This window comes from Mojavia sp. (assembly GCF_059505145.1).
The window spans coordinates 118,937-136,432 of record NZ_JCACKA010000022.1; the positions used below are offsets into that span (position 1 = coordinate 118,937).

General features: G+C 42.4%; 14 protein-coding genes and 1 pseudogene. 7 read left to right on the forward strand and 8 right to left on the reverse strand.

Annotated elements, in window-relative coordinates; all coding sequences use genetic code 11:
- Positions 1–11: 11 nt before the first annotated feature.
- Both corA and groL read right to left on the reverse strand, forming a co-directional pair.
- On the reverse strand, positions 12–1,154 hold the full coding sequence (gene corA, locus AC5JL8_RS03240; protein WP_495878335.1) for a magnesium/cobalt transporter CorA: 1,143 nt from the start codon (positions 1,152–1,154) through the stop codon (positions 12–14).
- A gap of 525 nt (positions 1,155–1,679) precedes the next feature.
- Positions 1,680–3,359, reverse strand: coding sequence for a chaperonin GroEL (gene groL / locus AC5JL8_RS03245; RefSeq protein WP_495878336.1), 1,680 nt, complete (start codon positions 3,357–3,359; stop codon positions 1,680–1,682).
- A 157-nt stretch (positions 3,360–3,516) separates the two neighbouring features.
- Here groL and AC5JL8_RS03250 point away from each other — a divergent pair, with 157 nt between their 5' ends.
- A complete protein-coding gene (locus AC5JL8_RS03250; protein ID WP_495878337.1) occupies positions 3,517–4,599 on the forward strand; it encodes an MraY family glycosyltransferase in 1,083 nt (360 codons plus the stop codon).
- 112 nt (positions 4,600–4,711) lie between these two features.
- On the opposite strand, the gene fabG is transcribed toward AC5JL8_RS03250, so the two are convergent.
- Positions 4,712–5,476 carry a 3-oxoacyl-[acyl-carrier-protein] reductase gene (gene fabG / locus AC5JL8_RS03255; protein ID WP_495878338.1) on the reverse strand — a complete coding sequence of 255 codons (765 nt, stop codon included), beginning with the start codon at positions 5,474–5,476 and terminating at the stop codon, positions 4,712–4,714.
- Positions 5,477–5,707: 231 nt separating this feature from the next.
- Here fabG and trxA point away from each other — a divergent pair, with 231 nt between their 5' ends.
- Both trxA and AC5JL8_RS03265 read left to right on the forward strand, forming a co-directional pair.
- Complete coding sequence (gene trxA / locus AC5JL8_RS03260; protein ID WP_495878339.1) at positions 5,708–6,025, forward strand: thioredoxin; 318 nt, start codon at positions 5,708–5,710, stop codon at positions 6,023–6,025.
- 506 nt (positions 6,026–6,531) lie between these two features.
- Positions 6,532–9,090, forward strand: a complete 2,559-nt coding sequence (locus AC5JL8_RS03265) for a hybrid sensor histidine kinase/response regulator (protein WP_495878340.1) — start codon at positions 6,532–6,534, stop codon at positions 9,088–9,090.
- A gap of 63 nt (positions 9,091–9,153) precedes the next feature.
- Here AC5JL8_RS03265 and prmA read toward each other — a convergent pair whose 3' ends face one another.
- Entirely contained in the window at positions 9,154–10,074 is a 921-nt protein-coding gene (prmA, locus tag AC5JL8_RS03270; RefSeq protein ID WP_495878341.1) for a 50S ribosomal protein L11 methyltransferase, read from the reverse strand.
- A 124-nt stretch (positions 10,075–10,198) separates the two neighbouring features.
- Positions 10,199–11,779, reverse strand: a complete 1,581-nt coding sequence (gene serA, locus AC5JL8_RS03275; protein WP_495878342.1) for a phosphoglycerate dehydrogenase — start codon at positions 11,777–11,779, stop codon at positions 10,199–10,201.
- Between the two features lie 545 nt (positions 11,780–12,324).
- Here serA and AC5JL8_RS03280 point away from each other — a divergent pair.
- Positions 12,325–13,086, forward strand: a complete 762-nt coding sequence (locus tag AC5JL8_RS03280; protein WP_495878343.1) for a Uma2 family endonuclease — start codon at positions 12,325–12,327, stop codon at positions 13,084–13,086.
- A 94-nt stretch (positions 13,087–13,180) separates the two neighbouring features.
- Here AC5JL8_RS03280 and AC5JL8_RS03285 read toward each other — a convergent pair whose 3' ends face one another.
- The gene (locus AC5JL8_RS03285; protein WP_495878344.1) at positions 13,181–14,035 is read right to left on the reverse strand and encodes an HIT family protein; all 855 of its coding nucleotides are present in this window, start codon (positions 14,033–14,035) and stop codon (positions 13,181–13,183) included.
- Positions 14,036–14,137: 102 nt separating this feature from the next.
- Positions 14,138–14,905 carry a Uma2 family endonuclease gene (locus AC5JL8_RS03290; RefSeq protein WP_495878345.1) on the reverse strand — a complete coding sequence of 256 codons (768 nt, stop codon included), beginning with the start codon at positions 14,903–14,905 and terminating at the stop codon, positions 14,138–14,140.
- A 152-nt stretch (positions 14,906–15,057) separates the two neighbouring features.
- Between AC5JL8_RS03290 and AC5JL8_RS03295 the strand changes: the two genes are divergently transcribed.
- The gene (locus AC5JL8_RS03295; protein WP_495878346.1) at positions 15,058–15,210 is read left to right on the forward strand and encodes a hypothetical protein; all 153 of its coding nucleotides are present in this window, start codon (positions 15,058–15,060) and stop codon (positions 15,208–15,210) included.
- 61 nt (positions 15,211–15,271) lie between these two features.
- On the forward strand, positions 15,272–15,934 hold the full coding sequence (locus AC5JL8_RS03300) for a glutathione binding-like protein (RefSeq protein ID WP_495878347.1): 663 nt from the start codon (positions 15,272–15,274) through the stop codon (positions 15,932–15,934).
- Between the two features lie 147 nt (positions 15,935–16,081).
- Here the strand turns inward: AC5JL8_RS03300 and AC5JL8_RS03305 are convergent.
- Positions 16,082–16,183: pseudogene (locus tag AC5JL8_RS03305) on the reverse strand (IS5/IS1182 family transposase); the annotation flags it as partial.
- Between the two features lie 270 nt (positions 16,184–16,453).
- On the opposite strand from AC5JL8_RS03305, the gene AC5JL8_RS03310 reads away from it, so the two are divergent.
- On the forward strand, positions 16,454–16,930 hold the full coding sequence (locus AC5JL8_RS03310; RefSeq protein ID WP_495878348.1) for a hypothetical protein: 477 nt from the start codon (positions 16,454–16,456) through the stop codon (positions 16,928–16,930).
- Positions 16,931–17,496: the final 566 nt, after the last annotated feature.

The window sequence follows — 17,496 nt, forward strand, 5'->3', positions numbered from 1 at the left end:
ATATTCCATATTTAATCTGGCTTAATCTTTACAGACTTTTCGAGCCAACCCCGTCGCCAAAAAAAGAATATTAAACCACCTGCAATCGCTGCCATCACTGCCAAGCAAATCGGGTATCCCCAATACCAATTCAGTTCAGGCATATTATAAGGTGATATTTCAGTATTGAAATTCATTCCATAGATTCCTGCTACAAAAGTTAAAGGAATAAAAATTGACGAAACCACCGTGAGCAGCTTCATAATTTCATTCATCTTATTACTAACTGCCGACAGGTAAACATCCATCAGACCCGATGCTAGTTCTCGGTAAGTTTCTACCATATCAATTACTTGCACTGCGTGGTCGTAACAATCTCGCAGGTAAATTCTTACTTCCTCGCTAATCAGTTCACCACTATCTCTTATTAAGGAACTAATTACATCCCGCTGAGGCCAAATAGCGCGACGCAGTTGCAGTAACTCTCGTTTAATTTGATAAATTTTTTTCAATGTTTCCTGGGTAGGTTTAACTATTACTTCCTCTTCTAAATCTTCGATTTGCTCTCCGTAACGTTCTAGTACAGGGAAAAAGCCATCAATAATTGCATCTAAAAGAGCATAAGCTAAATAATCGGCTCCTTGCTTGCGAATAATGCCTTTGGATTTATCAATTCGGTTCCTTACTCCTTCAAAGCAATCATGTTCTGGTTCTTCTTGTACAGTGAGTAAGTAATGTTTTCCTAAAACTAAACTTACTTGCTCGCTATAAAAACCAAATGCATTCTCCTTTGGCACCACCATACGAGCGATTATCAATAATTGGTCTTCATAGTCTTCTGTTTTTGGTCGCTCTGCCATATTAACTACATCTTCTAAAACTAGAGGATGTAAATCAAAAACTTGACCTAATCGTTGTAAAATGTCTTTATTACCTAAACCTTGTACGTCAACCCAAGACACAGATTCTGTATCTATATAGGGAATGCATTCCTCCGGGGCTTCTACTTGTATACGGACATAGCTAATTGAATTGTAATCAATTAAAAAAATCGTAGGATATTCAGAACTCTCATCAATGATGAGAGTTCCTGGTACATTTCCCGGTTGATGATAAAAGTCCCTGCTAAATCGCTCTTGGGCAGCTTGAGGACGGCAGCGAATTTTTTTGATCATGCATTTTTATCTCTAATAATTAATCATTGGTCATTAGTCAATTATTAATACTCAAGAATTGTCAAAATTTGATTTTTGATTTTTGCAAAATATAGCTGACACCTTGACAAGATAAACTCCGCTGTATTGCCGTCACACAACAAAGTATAAAAAGCTATTTTTTCCATGTTTTATATCCTAATTTAAGTTACAAATAACACTAAATTGTCCAAGTATGTATTGTTTCAGAAGCAGGATAACATATGAAAAATCACTTCTAGCCAACTTTTTTAAGTGTGCCTTAATTACGAATTACGAATTATGAATTACGAATTTGTATGACATGACCATTTAAGCCGATATGATATCATTTCCTCACCTCTGGTTCAGCAGTGATATAAAAAACAGTTTGTCTTGGCTAAGACAAACTGCTTAAGAAATATTTACAGCGGTTTTATTTGGTAAGTCCACAGGCTGGGGGAACAGTATATTGTGCCCCTACAATCACCTGTATTCGACGCATTGGAAATGGTTGTATATGGGCAATTAGAACATACCCATGCCGCCCATGCCACCCATACCACCCATACCACCCATACCGCCCATGCCACCCATGCCACCATCACCAGCAGGAGCAGCGGATTTCTTCTCAGGCTTTTCAACTACGAGAGCTTCGGTAGTTAAGACCAAACCAGCAATAGAAGCGGCATTTTGCAAAGCTGAACGCACGACTTTCGCAGGGTCGATAATACCAGCAGCAATCAAGTCTTCAAATTCGCCAGTAGCAGCGTTGTAACCGACGTTGAAATCAGTTTCTCGTACTCTAGAGACGATAATCGAACCTTCAGCACCAGCATTATCTGCTATTTGACGTAAGGGAGCTTCTAAAGCTCGCCCGATAATATCAGCCCCAATTTTTTCTTCACTATCTTGGAGGCTGTTTTTAATCGCCTCTACCTTTGTAGCCAGGTGAATCAAGGTTGTGCCACCACCAGGAACAATACCTTCTTCCACCGCAGCTTTGGTGGCGTTCAGGGCATCTTCAATTCGGAGTTTGCGGTCTTTGAGTTCGGTTTCTGTTGCCGCACCCACTTTAATTACCGCGACACCGCCAGCTAGCTTGGCAATGCGTTCTTGCAGTTTTTCTTTATCGTAGTCAGAATCGGTGTCTTCCAATTGTTTGCGAATTTGAGCAATCCGCTTTTGCACCTCTGGCTTGGTGGTACTGCCAGCTACAATTGTCGTGTTTTCTTTATCAATGGTGATTTTGCGGGCAGTTCCCAGTGCTTCTATGGAAGCGGTATCCAAGCTTAAGCCGATTTCTTCAGAAATCATCTGCCCATCGGTAAGAATGGCAATATCTTGTAACAAAGCTTTACGGCGATCGCCAAACCCAGGCGCTTTGATAGCAGCTACAGAAAGCACACCCCGCGCTTTATTCACCACCAAAGTCGCCAAAGCATCTCCTTCAACATCTTCAGCGATGATCAGCAAAGATTGACCTAAACGGGCAACTTTTTCCAAAACAGGTACTAAATCCTGGATGCTGCTGATTTTCTTGTCGGTAATCAGGATGCGGGCATTTTCAAATTCCACCGTCTGCCGCTCGTTGTTGGTGATAAAGTAGGGGGAAATGTAACCCCGGTCTATCTGCATCCCTTCTACTACTTCTAGTTCAGTTGTCAGGGACTTCGATTCTTCAACGGTGATTACACCGTCTTTGGTGACTTTATCCATGGCTTCGGCAATCATGCTACCAACTTCTTCATCATTGCCAGCTGAAACCGTAGCAACTTGAGCGATCGCACTTCCTTCCACTGGCTTTGATATCTTGGCAATTTCTTCCACGAGTGCCTCAACGGTTTTGTCGATCCCTCGCTTCAAGCTAACTGGGTTGCTACCGGCTGCAACGTTCTTCAGCCCTTCCCGAATTAAAGCCTGTGCTAAAACTGTTGCGGTGGTAGTACCATCGCCAGCAACATCCTTCGTTTTTGATGCTACTTCTTGGATGAGTCTCGCACCAGTATTTTCCAAAGGATCTTCTAATTCAATTTCTTTAGCAACAGTGATACCATCGTTGACAATCTGGGGCGCACCGAATTTTTTTTCTAAAAGAACATTGCGACCTTTTGGCCCTAAGGTGATTTTTACGGCATCGGCAAGAGCGTTAACACCCCGTTCTAGGGCCCGCCGCGATTCCTCATCAAATGCAATAATCTTTGCCATGTTTTATTTCTCAAGCGCTTCCATTAGACAATTTAGCACTCACAGGGCAAGAGTGCTAATTCTTCAAACAACTCAGATTACAAATGGAAATAAAAAAATTGATTAATATACAGTTGATGCTCATATTAGATGCAGATAGTAATGGTTGAATTGGGAGATGAATCTATACAACTCCCTTAAGCCCCTTGGTATTGCCGACCCTAGCGGCTCCGGCTGGTTGGCAGTAGTATTTACGTTTATCTTGGCTTGGCTAGTAACTTGGCGTTTAATTCCAATAGTACGCAAATTTGCCTTGCGGGTAGGTTGGGCTGACCAACCAAATGCCCGGCGGCTCAACCGAGAACCTTTGCCTAATGCAGGGGGTTTGGCAATTTACGCGGGTGTGATTGCGGCACTGGTACTAGCTAGCCTCTTAAGACCAATTGAGATCCAAAGCGTATTAGCTCAAGTACTGACGATTCTCTTGGGGGGTTCTATTTTAGTGCTGGTTGGTTTTATTGATGACCAATTCGGCTTACCCCCCTCTGTTCGCTTGTGGGCACAGATTATTACGGCATTGTTATTGGTTGCCAATGGGATCAGTATTACGGTTCCTCTTGGTACACCCATCGATTCCCTACTATCAACATTGCTGACAGTATTGTGGGTAGTAGGTATTACCAATGCCATCAATTTGATGGATGGTATGGATGGGTTAGCAGGAGGCGTCAGTTTTATTACTGCTATGAGTTTGTTAGCAGTTTCTGCTCAGTTTCCTAATCGTGCGGCGGCGACCTTAGTGTTGGGAGCTTTGGGGGGTGCGGCGCTAGGCTTTTTGCGCCACAACTTCCATCCCTCACGCATTATTATGGGTGATGCTGGAGCCTACTTCTTTGGCTATGTGTTAGCGGCAACCAGTATTTTAGGAAACCTACAACAAAACACAGTTGTTGCTCTTGTACCGACAGTTTTATTTTTGCTGTTACCAGTGTTAGACACTACTCAAGTGTTTGTACGTCGGCTAATGGCAGGAAAAAACCCCCTTAGTACTCCAGGCAAAGATCACCTCCATCACCGCTTGCTTGCTTGGGGATTCTCTCAACGCCATGCTGCATTCACCCTTTGGTCAGTTACCTTAGTTTGCAACTTGCTGGCGATGAGAGTCCAAGGCATGACCTTAGTAGTGATGCTCGCTACTATTATTAGTATCTTCATTCCTTTAGGCTTTACCGTTTGGCAAAGAATGCGGCAGCAGTCGTGAGTGCTGAGTTGTGAGTTCTGAGTTTTCAGGTTTAAATTGTGAATTTTAAATTGTATATAAAGAAAGACCCATAAATCTCTTAACCTCCTTAGCACTCAGCACTCAGCACTTTCTATGCCATCACCATACCACCATCAACGTTAAACACTTGTCCCGTAATATAGGCAGCAGCAGGATCGGCGGCGAGAAAGCGCACCATACCAGCGATTTCTTCTGGTTGACCATAGCGACCTAGAGGGATATATTTTAGAATTTCTTCAGATTTGAGATTACTGGTCATATCAGTAACGATAAAACCAGGAGCAACAGCATTAACAGTAATCCCGCGCGAAGCAAGTTCTTTGGCAACGGTTTTGGTAAAGCCGATGACGCCTGCTTTAGCAGCACTGTAGTTTGCCTGACCAGGGTTGCCCATTTGACCAGCAACGGAGGCAATATTGATAATGCGCCCAGAACGTTGCTTGAGCATGACTTTACTTGCAGCACGCGTACATAAGAAAACACCAGTAAGATTGAGGTCAATTACCGCTTGCCAGTCTTCTGGCTTCATCCGCAACAGTAGTGTGTCGCGGGTAATACCTGCATTATTCACTAAAATATCGATGCGCTGAAACTTGTCGATGACGGTATTAAACAGTGTGTCTACTTGATCGACTTTAGAAACGTCAGCTTGTAGTGCCATCGCCTGTCCCCCAGCTGCTGTAATTTCTGCAACTAAGTTGTCAGCAGCAGCGCTGGAACTGGCATAGTTGACAACTACATTAGCTCCTAGTGTGGCTAATTCTAGTGCGATCGCTTTCCCAATTCCCCGCGAAGCACCAGTAATAACTGCCACTTTTCCTCGCAAGCTTTGCAAATTTTCGCTCAAGACTTCCATGAACTATTCCTCAGGTTTTGAATCACCGCGCTAATTATCTTATGGCGATTCGTACCTGTAACTGATAGAATTTTGGATTTTGAATTGAGATCCGACCTAACTTAATAGACAGTTACAGCTTTGGAACGAGGCGCAAAATGTAGCAACAATAAAAACAAAATTATGTTACAGCCATTCCATTTGACACGCATTACTATTAAAAACAAATAAGAGAAAATCTGTGTGTGTCACATGACTACTAAAAAACAATTCAACAGTTTTGAAGAAATGCTGTCTGGTTCTGATGTACCTGTGTTGGTAGATTTTTACGCGGAGTGGTGTGGCCCTTGCCAGATGATGGTTCCGATTTTAGAGCAAGTTAATGCTCAACTGAAAGACCGCCTGCGTATTGTCAAAATTGACACAGAAAAATACACGGAGTTAGCTAGCCAGTATCAAATTTACGCCTTACCAACACTGCTACTATTTAAACAAGGTCAACCAGTAGACCGAATTGAAGGTGTTATGCAAGCGCCACAGTTGGTACAACATCTAAAAAGCATAATTTAAGGGACTTCCAAATAAAAAATATTTCAAATTTTCTTGTGGGATGGAGAGAAGTTGTGTGCGCTGTCTTACCACCCTACGGTTGTCTACAAGTCGGGAAACCGCAAGGACGCTGTAGCTCCCCCACAAAATGAATAATTTAATTTTTGGCAACCCCTAAGAGCCTGAAGCCGAGAGACGCGAAATTTCGCGTCTCTATCAGTAATAATAATGATTAAATGCCCAAAAGTTCATCTAGATTGTATTGATTAACTTCAATAAATAGAAATTTGACTGCAATAAATAAAATTCAAATTATAAAATTGTGCAAATTAAAAACACAATAGCTTAAGTGTTTAATATATCTCAAGCACATTACCAACCTCAGCCATAAGATTGAAAACGCCATAAATCAATCAAATTAACAGCAATTAGTTACTGCTGCATAAAAACTATTATGAAGTTAGCTAAATATTTATCTACTTAGCTGTTTGTTGAAGATATCTGCTTGTTATTAAATAAAGTTTAATATGTCGGAATTTTGGCATAATCTATTTTCTTTTGGGCCATTTATCCCCCACGGACACTGTTACCTTTGGAAGCCAGGGTTGGTATGGCTGCATGTTATGTCCGACTCGCTGATCGCGTTAGCCTATTACTCGATCCCAATCACACTGCTATATTTTGTACGCCAACGCCAAGATTTGCCCTTTGATTGGATATTTTTGTTGTTTGGCGCTTTTATTGTTGCTTGTGGTACTACTCATTTAATGGAGGTTTGGACGCTTTGGTATCCAATTTATTGGGTGTCAGGATTGCTTAAAGCGATAACTGCGTTGGTATCAGTATACACAGCAATGGCTTTAGTACCATTAGTACCGAAAGCGATCGCTCATTTGGCCCCTTTGTTGTCAGAGGAGCCTGCTTTGGCTGATTTCTTTTGCCCCTATCGAGAGAGGGTGAGGCTGGAAAGTCAGAGCCAGGCAGTACAACTAGCGGAATTGACCGCACACCAGTATGAAGAAAAAGTCTGGCGACAGCAAGCTGAACGAGAGCGATTGGTAGCACAAATAACGCAACATATCCGCCAGTCTCTTGATTTGGGAGAAATTCTTAGCACTACAGTTTCGGAAGTCCGGCAGTTTCTCCAAACTGAGCGGGTGTTCATTTACCGTTTCAATGAAGATTGGAGTGGCTCTGTGACAGTAGAATCCGTAGCTCCTGGCTGGTCACCTATTCTGGGTACAAAAATCACAGATTCCTTCTTTGTAGAACCTACTTGCCGTGAACTTTATAAGCAGGGTCGCATCCAAGCTGTAGCAGATATTTACACAGCTGGTTTCTCTAAATGTCATGTTGATTTTCTGGTTCAACTTGAGGTCAGGGCGAACTTGGTCATACCGATTGTGCAGGGGGAAAAATTATGGGGATTGCTGGTGGCTAACCACTGTTCCGAACCACGACAGTGGGAGCAGTTGGAGATTGATTTGCTTAAGCAATTAGCAACGCAGGTAGCGATCGCCATTCAGCAATCTGAACTGTATCAGCATATCCAAACCGAACTCATCGAGCGCCAAAAATCGGAACAAAAAATTCGTGAGCAAGCTGCTTTGCTTGATATTGCCACAGATGCAATTATCGTCCAATCTCTAGACAACCAAATTCGATTCTGGAACAAAAGCGCTGAGGCTTTGTATGGCTGGAAGGCTGCTGAGGTTATGGGACAAAATCTCCATCAGCTAATTCTTCATAAAACTTCGCCTCAACTCCAGCAAGCCCAGCAATCTGTGATTGAGTGTGGTTCGTGGCAAGGTGAGTTGTATCAAGTCACGAAAGAAGGCAAAGAAATTATTGTCTCTAGTCGCTGGACATTGGTAGTTGATTTTGAGGGACAACCTCAATCAATACTCATTGTCAATACCGATATCACAGAGAAAAAACAACTCGAAACGCAATTTCTCCAAGCCCAACGCCTAGAAAGCATCGGTACTTTGGCTGGTGGTATTGCCCATGATTTAAATAATGTGCTGACACCAATAATTACTTCAGCTCAACTCTTGCTTAAAACACAACTCAAACCTGAGAAGCAGGAACGGTTGCTGACGATAATCGAAGCCAGCGCTAAACGCGGAGCAGCTTTGGTCAAGCAAGTTCTGTCGTTTGCCCGCGGAATGGAAGGTGAGCACACGATGGTGCAACTCAAGCATCTGATATTAGAAGTTAAGCATATTGTTAAAGAAACATTTCCTAAATCGATTGAAGTTGACGTAGATATATCGCCAGAACTTTTGCTTGTTTCTGGAGATCCTACCCAATTGCATCAGGTTTTAATGAATTTAGTAATCAACGCCCGCGATGCAATGCCTGACGGTGGTACTTTAAAGCTCTGTGCGGAGAATTTTTTCATTGATGAAAATTATGCCCGCATGAATCTTGAAGCCTCTGTTGGCCCCTACAGTGTTATTACTGTATCGGATACGGGAACTGGCATGACATCTGATGTGATGTCGAGAATTTTTGAGCCTTTTTTCACAACCAAAGAGCAAAGCAAAGGTACAGGGCTTGGTCTGTCAACCGTAAGAGGAATTATTAAAAGCCACGGTGGTTTCCTGACTGTGGAGAGTGCTGTTGGGCAAGGAACTAAATTCCAAGTGTTCTTGCCAACGGTGTTGGGAACCCAAGTGTTGCCATCTTTACATAAAGAACTGCCTCAAGGACAGGGAGAATTAATTCTTGTTGTCGATGATGAAGCTACTATTCGAGAAATTACTAAGACATCACTGGAAAAATCTAATTACAAGGTTCTCACAGCTAATGATGGACTTGAGGCGATCGCACTGTATTTGCAGCATCGAAATGAAATCAGTGTTGTATTGATGGATATGATGATGCCTGAGATGGATGGACTAACTGCCATTCGAGTGTTAAAGCAAATTAATCCACAAGTCTTGATGATTGCCGCTAGTGGGCTTACCGACAGTTCTCAGTTTAATGTAGCTATAGGTACAGATGTTCAAGCATTTCTGCCTAAGCCCTACACGCTACAGGAATTACTCAAATCATTACATTCAGTACTCAGGGCAAAATAAAGATTTTTAAAAGGAAACAGGCAAATCCCCTTAATTTATTTATCGTAAATTAAAGGGTTTAAATTAAGAACGGCGGACATTCAAGCAACACCACTCTTTCTTTTTCCACAAGGTTGCAATTACCCAGCCATTTTCTTCTAATGTATCAGCTACTGCTTTCGATTGCTCAAGCAAAATACCACTGAAAATTCCCCAAGTGGTGGGTTTGACGATCGCACTCATTTCTGGAGCTAGCTCAATAATTACATTAGCTAAAATATTGCAGACGATACCATCTACTGGTTTCTCAAGCAGTTTCTGCAAAATATCTACACTTCCCTCTGCTGGTACTAAGCGTTCGGGACTAATTTCGTTGAGTGCGCGATTGCTAAATGTGGATTGCACTGCTAAAGGGTCAGTATCCACTGCGTAGGCTTTCTCTGCTCCCAGTAGCAATGCTCCAATCGAAAGGATACCAGAACCACAGCCAATATCCGCAACTATCACAGGCTCTTGTTTATCACTTAAATCAGTGAAAGATTTAGGTAATGGATTCAGCCGCATTTCCAGAGATTCTAAACACAACTGAGTTGTCGCATGGTTACCTGTACCAAATGCTACGCCTGGATCGAGGCGAATTACCAGCCGTTCTGATGTTTCTGGTAATGGTAGCCATGCGGGATTGATCAAAAAGCGATCGCCTATTTTCTCCGGATGCCAATATTGCTTCCAACTTGTAGCCCAATCTTCTTCATGAATCAGCTGCCATTGCAAAGCAGGTGCTGGCAAACCTACACATAAAGCATCTTGACGCAGCCACAACGACAGTGCGGCTAAATCTAATAGGTGTGCTTGAAATTCCGGTAAATAACCTTTTACTAAGGAAGAATTTCCTTTGCCTTCGCTAGCTGTGCCACGACAGCCAAAATTTTCCAGTCGCCAAAAGATAGAATCTTCTAGGTCTGGTTCACATAAAATCTGTAATTCCCACCAAGTTTTTGCCATCTTTGAGTGCTGAATGCTGAGTGCTGAGTCATGAGTGCTGAGAAAGATTTCTTTTGTTCTGCCTGATTCTTGGGTAGAACAGAAAAGTCTGAATTTTCATACTCACAACTCAGAACTCAGCACTTTATAGTGTTACTGTGTACGCGTCCCGAATACCAGGCACTTTGATAATCTCAGCTAAAATGCCCTCTGGTAAGGGATCATCTATGCTCAGAGCCATCACCGCATCACCACGGACGATTTTCCGACCTACCTGCATACTGGCAATATTTACATTAAAGCTGCCGAGTAGAGAACCGAGTTTGCCGATAATCCCTGGCATATCACGGTGCAGGGTGAATAGCATATATTTGCTGGGGGGGACGTTAATTGGGAAACCGTCAACATCGGTTAGGTGAATTTCCTTTTCACCCAACAACGCACCTGTGACCGAATGAGTACCCAAAGTACCTGTAGCTTCCAAATGCAGCGAACCTGCATAGTCACGTACAGATGCATCTCGCGTTTCAATCACTCGGATGCCTCGTTCTTTAGCTTCGATACTGGCATTGACGTAATTTACCCGTTCCCGCAGGGCTTGGTAAAGTAGTCCTTTGAGGGATGCTACCACCAAAGGCTGGCTCTTGTTGGTTGCTAGTTCGCCTTGCAACCGGACGTTGAGTAATTCCACCCGTCCGCCAGCTAGCTGTCCTACCAAATTACCTAGAGTTTCAGCTAGCTCCATATAAGGTTTGAGTTCTTCCAACACATCGGGGCCGAGTCCAGGAATATTAACAGCTGAACGTGCTGGTAGTCCTAAAAGAACATCCCGAATTTGTTCAGCAACATCTATGGCGACATTCACTTGAGCTTCTGTAGTAGATGCTCCTAAGTGAGGAGTGAGGATGATTTCTTTACCTAGCGATCGCAACTCTGATTCGCCTAGTGGTTCTGACTCAAACACATCTAAGGCTGCACCAGCGATTGTACCTTCTTTAATCGCTACTGCTAAAGCCGCTTCATCAATAATCCCACCACGAGCGCAGTTAATTATGCGGGCAGTAGGTTTCATTTTTGCCAGGGTTTTGGCGTTGATGAGATGGGTGGTTTCTGGGGTTTTGGGGATGTGCAGTGTAATATAGTCTGCTTGCTGCATGAGCAAATCTAAATCCACTAACTGACAGCCAATTTGTTCTGCTCTGTCAGTAGAGATAAAGGGGTCAAAAGCTAACAACTTCATCCCCATGGACTTAGCAACAGCGGCAACATGGGAGCCAATTTTACCCAAACCGACGATACCGAGAGTTTTTTTATAAACTTCCGCACCAACAAAAGTTTTGCGATCCCACTCACCCTGTTTAACAGAAGCGTTAGCATCGGGGATGTGACGAGACATAGCCAACATCATAGCGATCGCGTGTTCAGCAGCAGCGATCGTGTTACCTTCAGGAGAATTGACTACTACAATTCCCCGACGTGTGGCCGCAGGGACATCTACATTGTCCACACCCACACCTGCACGACCGATGATTTTTAGCTGCGTGCCAGCTTCAATAATTTCTTGGGTGACGCGTGTACCAGAACGAATCATTAACGCGTCATATTCACCAATGATTTGTACCAGTTCTGCTGGTTTTAAACCTGTTTTGACATCAACAGTAGCAACCTGGGAAAGAATGTCAATTCCAGCCTGGTCAATAGGATCGGAGACGAGAACCTTGGACATAATTACTTTATTTAAAGCTACAGGTTTTGCTGCACAAGACTTTTAAGTTTAGTCTTTATCCGTCGCAATTCAGCAAAAATTGTTTATTTTAATGTCAACTTAACCTCAACTGACACTTTGCAATCAGGGTATGCATCAGTTATGGGGGTACTGTGGCGCGGCCTCCTGTGTTTGAAGATAAGTGGCTGCTTGCGCCACCTTTGGGTAAATATAAACCATCAGTAGTGCTAAAAATCAATACCTTTATTAATAGTTAAGAGTTACATAAATTTCTTGGGGGTTGAGTAGATACTGTTAGCCTAACCCAAAGTGGCGATCGCTATTGGTGGATTATTTATAGCAGTCATTGTAGTATTTATCTCTTCAAACACTGATAAACTTTGTTCACCTATCAAGAGGTAAGTTGATACAAACCTTACCTTAAGTTTAAGAGTCAGTGCGATCGCTTAACTTCTAGACAATCACTACAGCTTTGGTAATTATCAAAAATCACTACGTCCCTCAACAAATCGCTATAATTTTTGTGAGTTTTGGGGAAACTAGCCATGTTAAACTACAACCTGCCGAGGTACTTGCCTTCTGCCGAAGAACTACCCGACTCTGATGAAACCCCTGTGGATAATGAACTACAAGAATTAATACCAGGCTTGCTCAAAGCAATACTGTTGATACTTTGGGCAGAACGCATGGACTGGTTTTTCGGGGTAGATATGGGTATTTATTATCACCCTGATGAACCACCAATTGTGCCTGATGGGTTTTTGAGTTTAGGGGTAGAGCGATTTTATGATGAGGAACTGCGCCCCAGTTATGTACTGTGGGATGAAAACGTTCTACCCATTTTAGTGCTAGAAGTTGTTTCCCAAAATTATCGTAAAGAATACACTACTAAATTAGATCAATATGCGGAATTAGGCGTACTTTACTACGTAATTTATTCTTCCCGTCGTCGCCGCAAACCGCATCTAGAAGTGCATAAGTTAGTTAATGGTAAGTATGAATTACAGCCAGGAAATCCTGTTTGGCTACCAGAAATTGGCTTAGGAATTGGCTGCGAACGCGGAAACTATTGCGGAGTAACGCGGGAATGGATGTATTGGTATGACTCCGAGGGGAAGCGTTACCCTACGCCAAAAGAACAAATTCAACAAGAAGCACAACGCGCTCAACAAGAAGCACAACGCGCTCAACAAGCAGAACAACGCGCTCAACAAGAAGCACAACGCGCTCAACAAGCAGAACAACGCGCCCAAAGGATGGCGGAACAATTAAGGGCGTTGGGAATAGATCCTGATAATCTTGCTTAACTCTTTTTAGGAACAGATTTTGTAGAGTTTTCAGATTTATGCACTTGCAGTAACTTCAGTTTTTACCACTGTTGCAAAATGTTTAGTTAAAAAATTATTTCTTTTTAGGAATAACGTTTCTGATTCCACTTTTAGCACCGACAGTATCACCTTTGTAACGAGGGATGACATGAATACTGGCGTGCATCATATTTTGGCCTGCTTCTCGATTAATGTTCATTCCGACATTAAAGCCATCAGGTGCAAATTCTGCTTTCAGAATCTCCTGTACTTTGTTTACCATAAACCAGCAAGCAGATTGCTCTTTAAATGGTAGGTCAAAATAATTGCTAACATGGCGTTTAGGAATAACCAAAACATGACCTTTGCTTATAGGATAACCATCAAACATGGCATAAGCAGTAGCTGATTCGGTTAATAGTTTGAGACTTTTATAAGGATTGCAAAATATACAGTTATTAGACGAATTTCGCTGGTGATTATAGTGACTATACTCATAAAATTCACGATAATCATCTAAATGAACTGAATGAAAGGGCAATTTGACAATACACTGATATGTAGGCTTTTTATGGACATAATGTTCTCTAAAGCCTTCTTTTTTAATATCCCTCCTCACGGCATAATAAGCTTTCCCTCCTGGATTTAGTAAGTGCGATACTTCCATGAGAACATTTGCTTGTTCTTCAGGAAACAAAACATTTAAAACATAAAAGCAAATTATGGTATCGAATTTATCTTGAGGATATTGGGGAAAATAATAAGGATCATAGCCTGTAATATCAAAGCTTTTTTGGCGCAATATCTTCACATCATTGCCAAAACCACAACCAAAATCTAGTATTTTGCCTTGAAGCAGGTTTTGATTTAATAAAAACTGTGCAGGAAATGACAGGTTAGTTCTTTCTATCGCTGTGAGATGACTGAATTGATTTTTTTGCTGTTTCATGGAATCTCGGTGCTGTTACCCAACCTCAGGTGCATCTTTCTAAAGTTCGGGTAGTCGCTGAGGGATACAATAATTGTTTTGCTTATTATTCCCTTTATCCCTTTATGCGATCGCATCAGGGTCAACACCTAGCTCACGTAACTTAGCTGCTAATATATCAGCACGTTGGCGTTCTTGTTCAGCGCGTTGATGTTCTTGTTCAGCACGTTGGCGTTCTTGTTCAGCTTGTTCGTTACTCCACAACAGCAAATTTCCTTCTTTATTCCACCACCGCAGCCAATTCATCGTTTGGCACAATCTTTCACCTTGCCAAATTCCGAGAAACAGCTCTAACTCAGGAATCCAGTAACGTCCATTTGCATCTGCTGGCTGCAAAGTATATTGTCCATTTTGCAAGCACCGTACTTCTAGGCTAGGTTCGTAAGGATCGTAGGTGACGTAGGTTGGAACTTTGAGAATGTGTTCGTAAAAATAGAGTTTACCGTAGGGTGGAGTCGAGCGAACTGATAGTTCTCCACCTTCTGTGTCTGAAAGAAATTCCATCACCACAGCAACAGCAGCACCTTCTAAATTTGGGGTATAACTACGGCGAATTACATCAGCGGTCACAGGTTGCACTTGCGGGATGTAAAACCAATCTGGTGCTTTGACAACAATTTTTTTGTTGACTGTGGCTACTAATCCAAAATTAGAGCCAATTAGCATCTGCGGTTGAATGCGTCCTGAGCTTCCCAAAGCATCGGTAAGCGCCGCAGCGAGAGAGGGTTGCTGAATATTTTCCACTGGATCGTCAGGTAAAATAAAGTCGGCTGGAAGTGCTTCCCAAGTAACAGTTGGTTCTTTTCGGCTGGGCTGAACTTGTAGAGCCATAAAACTATTCCTAGTATCAATTTAAATATATAAGTAAATATTAATTGGAGTGAGAAATACCCACCAGGTAAGGGTTTTGGTGGCTAATGCCCACACTACAACTAAAGGAACTAAAGGTGGTTTAGTGACTTTAGATTATCGTCAAATCTGGAATGCTTACTGAGGCTAGTGTATGTACTTGTAGCAGACGGCTGCAAGAAACTAACCAGCTGGAGGCAGTAGCTGAAGTAGATATGTACGTAGTCAGCACAGAGCGTTCTGAAAATAAGCTCTTCAGTCCTTACTCCGAAATTCTTGTGGTGTAATACTAGCAGCAAAAAAAGTCTAATTTCGCAAAAAAACTACAAAAATTAGAGATAATAACCTATGATTGACCTATACTATTGGCCAACCCCAAACGGTAATAAAATCACAATTTTCTTGGAAGAAGTTGGAATTCTTTACAACATTATTCCTATAAATATTATGGTTGGCGAGCAATTCAAGCCGGAGTTTAGTCAGATTTCTCCTAACAATCGCATCCCCGCAATTGTTGACCATAAACCGACAAATGGAGGTGCGCCAATTTCTGTTTTTGAGTCTGGTGCAATTCTGCTATATTTAGCAGAAAAAATTGGGAAATTAATTCCTCAAGATGTGCGCGTAGAAGTTTTACAATGGCTATTCTGGCAAATGGGAGGTTTAGGGCCAATGGCTGGACAGAACCACCACTTTAGCGAATACGCACCAGAAAAAATTGATTATGCCATTAACCGCTACGTCAAAGAAACAGGACGCTTGTATACAGTGTTAGATAAACGACTAGCAGATAGAGAATTTGTAGCTGGCGTTTATTCCATTGCTGATATTGCTGCTTATCCCTGGATTGCCCTTTATGAGCGCCAAAATCAAAATCTAGAAGATTTTCCGAATCTGAAGCGTTGGTTTGAGACAATTAATGCACGTCCGGCAACAATTCGCGCTTACGAAAAGGCAGAAGCACTCAAGATTTCAAACCCTGTTAGTGACAAGGTTGTGCTCTCACCCTAGAAGAGACTGGCTCTAAATATGAAACCTGATGACCCTGCTAAAAGTTTTATAGCCAGGGTGGTCAGACTTTGTTCGTATCGCAACACCCTAGAAGGGTATGTAACCTCAGTTCGGGAGCATCTGAAACCATTAGACCTCCTGCACGAATCAACAAGCATGTGCCAGTTCGTAGTTCAGCAAGCCAGCAATTAGATTTATACGTAAGCCAAACCGCTTTCTACGATTGCGATAACGTCCTGAGAAAATCCGGGAGTTTGCTCAGAAAAAGTTGGCAGAATTAGACAAGTAAAAATTGAGGGCTTAGATCCCCGGCTTCTTTAAGAAGTCGGGGATTTTGTTATTCACGAAAGAATTAGGACTAGCATAGTCTATTATCTACCAGCCTGTTGGTGTATTGGGGCGATCGCTCCTCAATTACTCCTAAATTGCCACAAAATGTGCAATTACCTTGATCTGTGGGAATCATATACTTAGCAACTATTGCTACTTTCCCATTAGAAATACCAGGGTAATAATACGATGAGTTATCAAAATATCAAAGGCACTCTTTCGCCAGAAGATATCCGAGACATTAAAGCAGCGCTACAGACAATCCAAAAAAAGCTACCCTTTTTAGTTAACCTCAGCACCGAAGAGCGGCGTAAGTTAGTGAAAATGGGCGATAAAAGCCTAGCCTTCGTTAATAATAGCGTCACTGCTGCTCAGTCAAACCGTGAAATTCTCCCAGCCAGTTTTAAAGTTGAGGAACTTGTCCAAGATTACCAATTAGCCACTACGCTCACCGAACTTTTAACCTCAATGCGGCAACTCACCGAACAAGTAGATGATACTCTTTTGGCAGTTGGTAGTGAAGCCATGAGCAGCAGTTTGACAGTTTATGATTACGTCAAAACAGCCGCAAAGAAAACTCCAGGGTTAAAAACTCTCGCCGAACAGTTGGGTGAACGCTTTAAAGCTATTGGTAAAGCCAAATCTGCAAAAATCTCCGGTTCTTGATAAATTAATACTCGTCGACAAGTCTTAGAACTACGTTCATCCACCTCAGATACTCGTCGGCGAGTCTTAGAACTCCATTCATCTGCCTCAGATACTCATTAATATCATGTCCGGCAAAACAGTTACACTTAAAGCTCACGCAGAGACGCAGAGAGAAGTTGCGGTGCAGTGAGTCCAGCACTGCGGGAGGGTTTCCCTCCGCAGGTGACTGGCGCTCGCGCAGCGTATCCGTAGGATTCACCCGAAGGGGGGTTCCCCCCGTTGAGCAAACTTCGGTGGGCGCAGAGAGTTTTCACGAGTGTTTATGATAACTAATTAGATGGACTTGATATAACGAGTCTTAGAACTGCGTTCATCTCCCTCAACTACTGATTAACGAGTCTTAGAACTGCGTTCATCTCCCTCAACTACTGATTAACGAGTCTTAGAACTGCGTTCATCTCCCTCAACTACTGATTAACGAGTCTTGGAACTGCGTTCATCTCCCTCAACTACTGATTAACGAGTCTTAGAACTGCGTTCATCTCCCTCAACTACTGATTAACGAGTCTTGGAACTGCGTTCAT

Bases quoted from the DNA above. Each gene is read 5' to 3' on its own strand.
- corA (WP_495878335.1), bottom strand. From the start codon at position 1,154: ATGATCAAAAAAATTCGCTGCCGTCCTCAAGCTGCCCAAGAGCGATTT.
- groL (WP_495878336.1), bottom strand. From the start codon at position 3,359: ATGGCAAAGATTATTGCATTTGATGAGGAATCGCGGCGGGCCCTAGAA.
- AC5JL8_RS03250 (WP_495878337.1), top strand. From the start codon at position 3,517: ATGAATCTATACAACTCCCTTAAGCCCCTTGGTATTGCCGACCCTAGC.
- fabG (WP_495878338.1), bottom strand. From the start codon at position 5,476: ATGGAAGTCTTGAGCGAAAATTTGCAAAGCTTGCGAGGAAAAGTGGCA.
- trxA (WP_495878339.1), top strand. From the start codon at position 5,708: ATGACTACTAAAAAACAATTCAACAGTTTTGAAGAAATGCTGTCTGGT.
- AC5JL8_RS03265 (WP_495878340.1), top strand. From the start codon at position 6,532: ATGTCGGAATTTTGGCATAATCTATTTTCTTTTGGGCCATTTATCCCC.
- prmA (WP_495878341.1), bottom strand. From the start codon at position 10,074: ATGGCAAAAACTTGGTGGGAATTACAGATTTTATGTGAACCAGACCTA.
- serA (WP_495878342.1), bottom strand. From the start codon at position 11,779: ATGTCCAAGGTTCTCGTCTCCGATCCTATTGACCAGGCTGGAATTGAC.
- AC5JL8_RS03280 (WP_495878343.1), top strand. From the start codon at position 12,325: ATGTTAAACTACAACCTGCCGAGGTACTTGCCTTCTGCCGAAGAACTA.
- AC5JL8_RS03285 (WP_495878344.1), bottom strand. From the start codon at position 14,035: ATGAAACAGCAAAAAAATCAATTCAGTCATCTCACAGCGATAGAAAGA.
- AC5JL8_RS03290 (WP_495878345.1), bottom strand. From the start codon at position 14,905: ATGGCTCTACAAGTTCAGCCCAGCCGAAAAGAACCAACTGTTACTTGG.
- AC5JL8_RS03295 (WP_495878346.1), top strand. From the start codon at position 15,058: ATGCTTACTGAGGCTAGTGTATGTACTTGTAGCAGACGGCTGCAAGAA.
- AC5JL8_RS03300 (WP_495878347.1), top strand. From the start codon at position 15,272: ATGATTGACCTATACTATTGGCCAACCCCAAACGGTAATAAAATCACA.
- AC5JL8_RS03310 (WP_495878348.1), top strand. From the start codon at position 16,454: ATGAGTTATCAAAATATCAAAGGCACTCTTTCGCCAGAAGATATCCGA.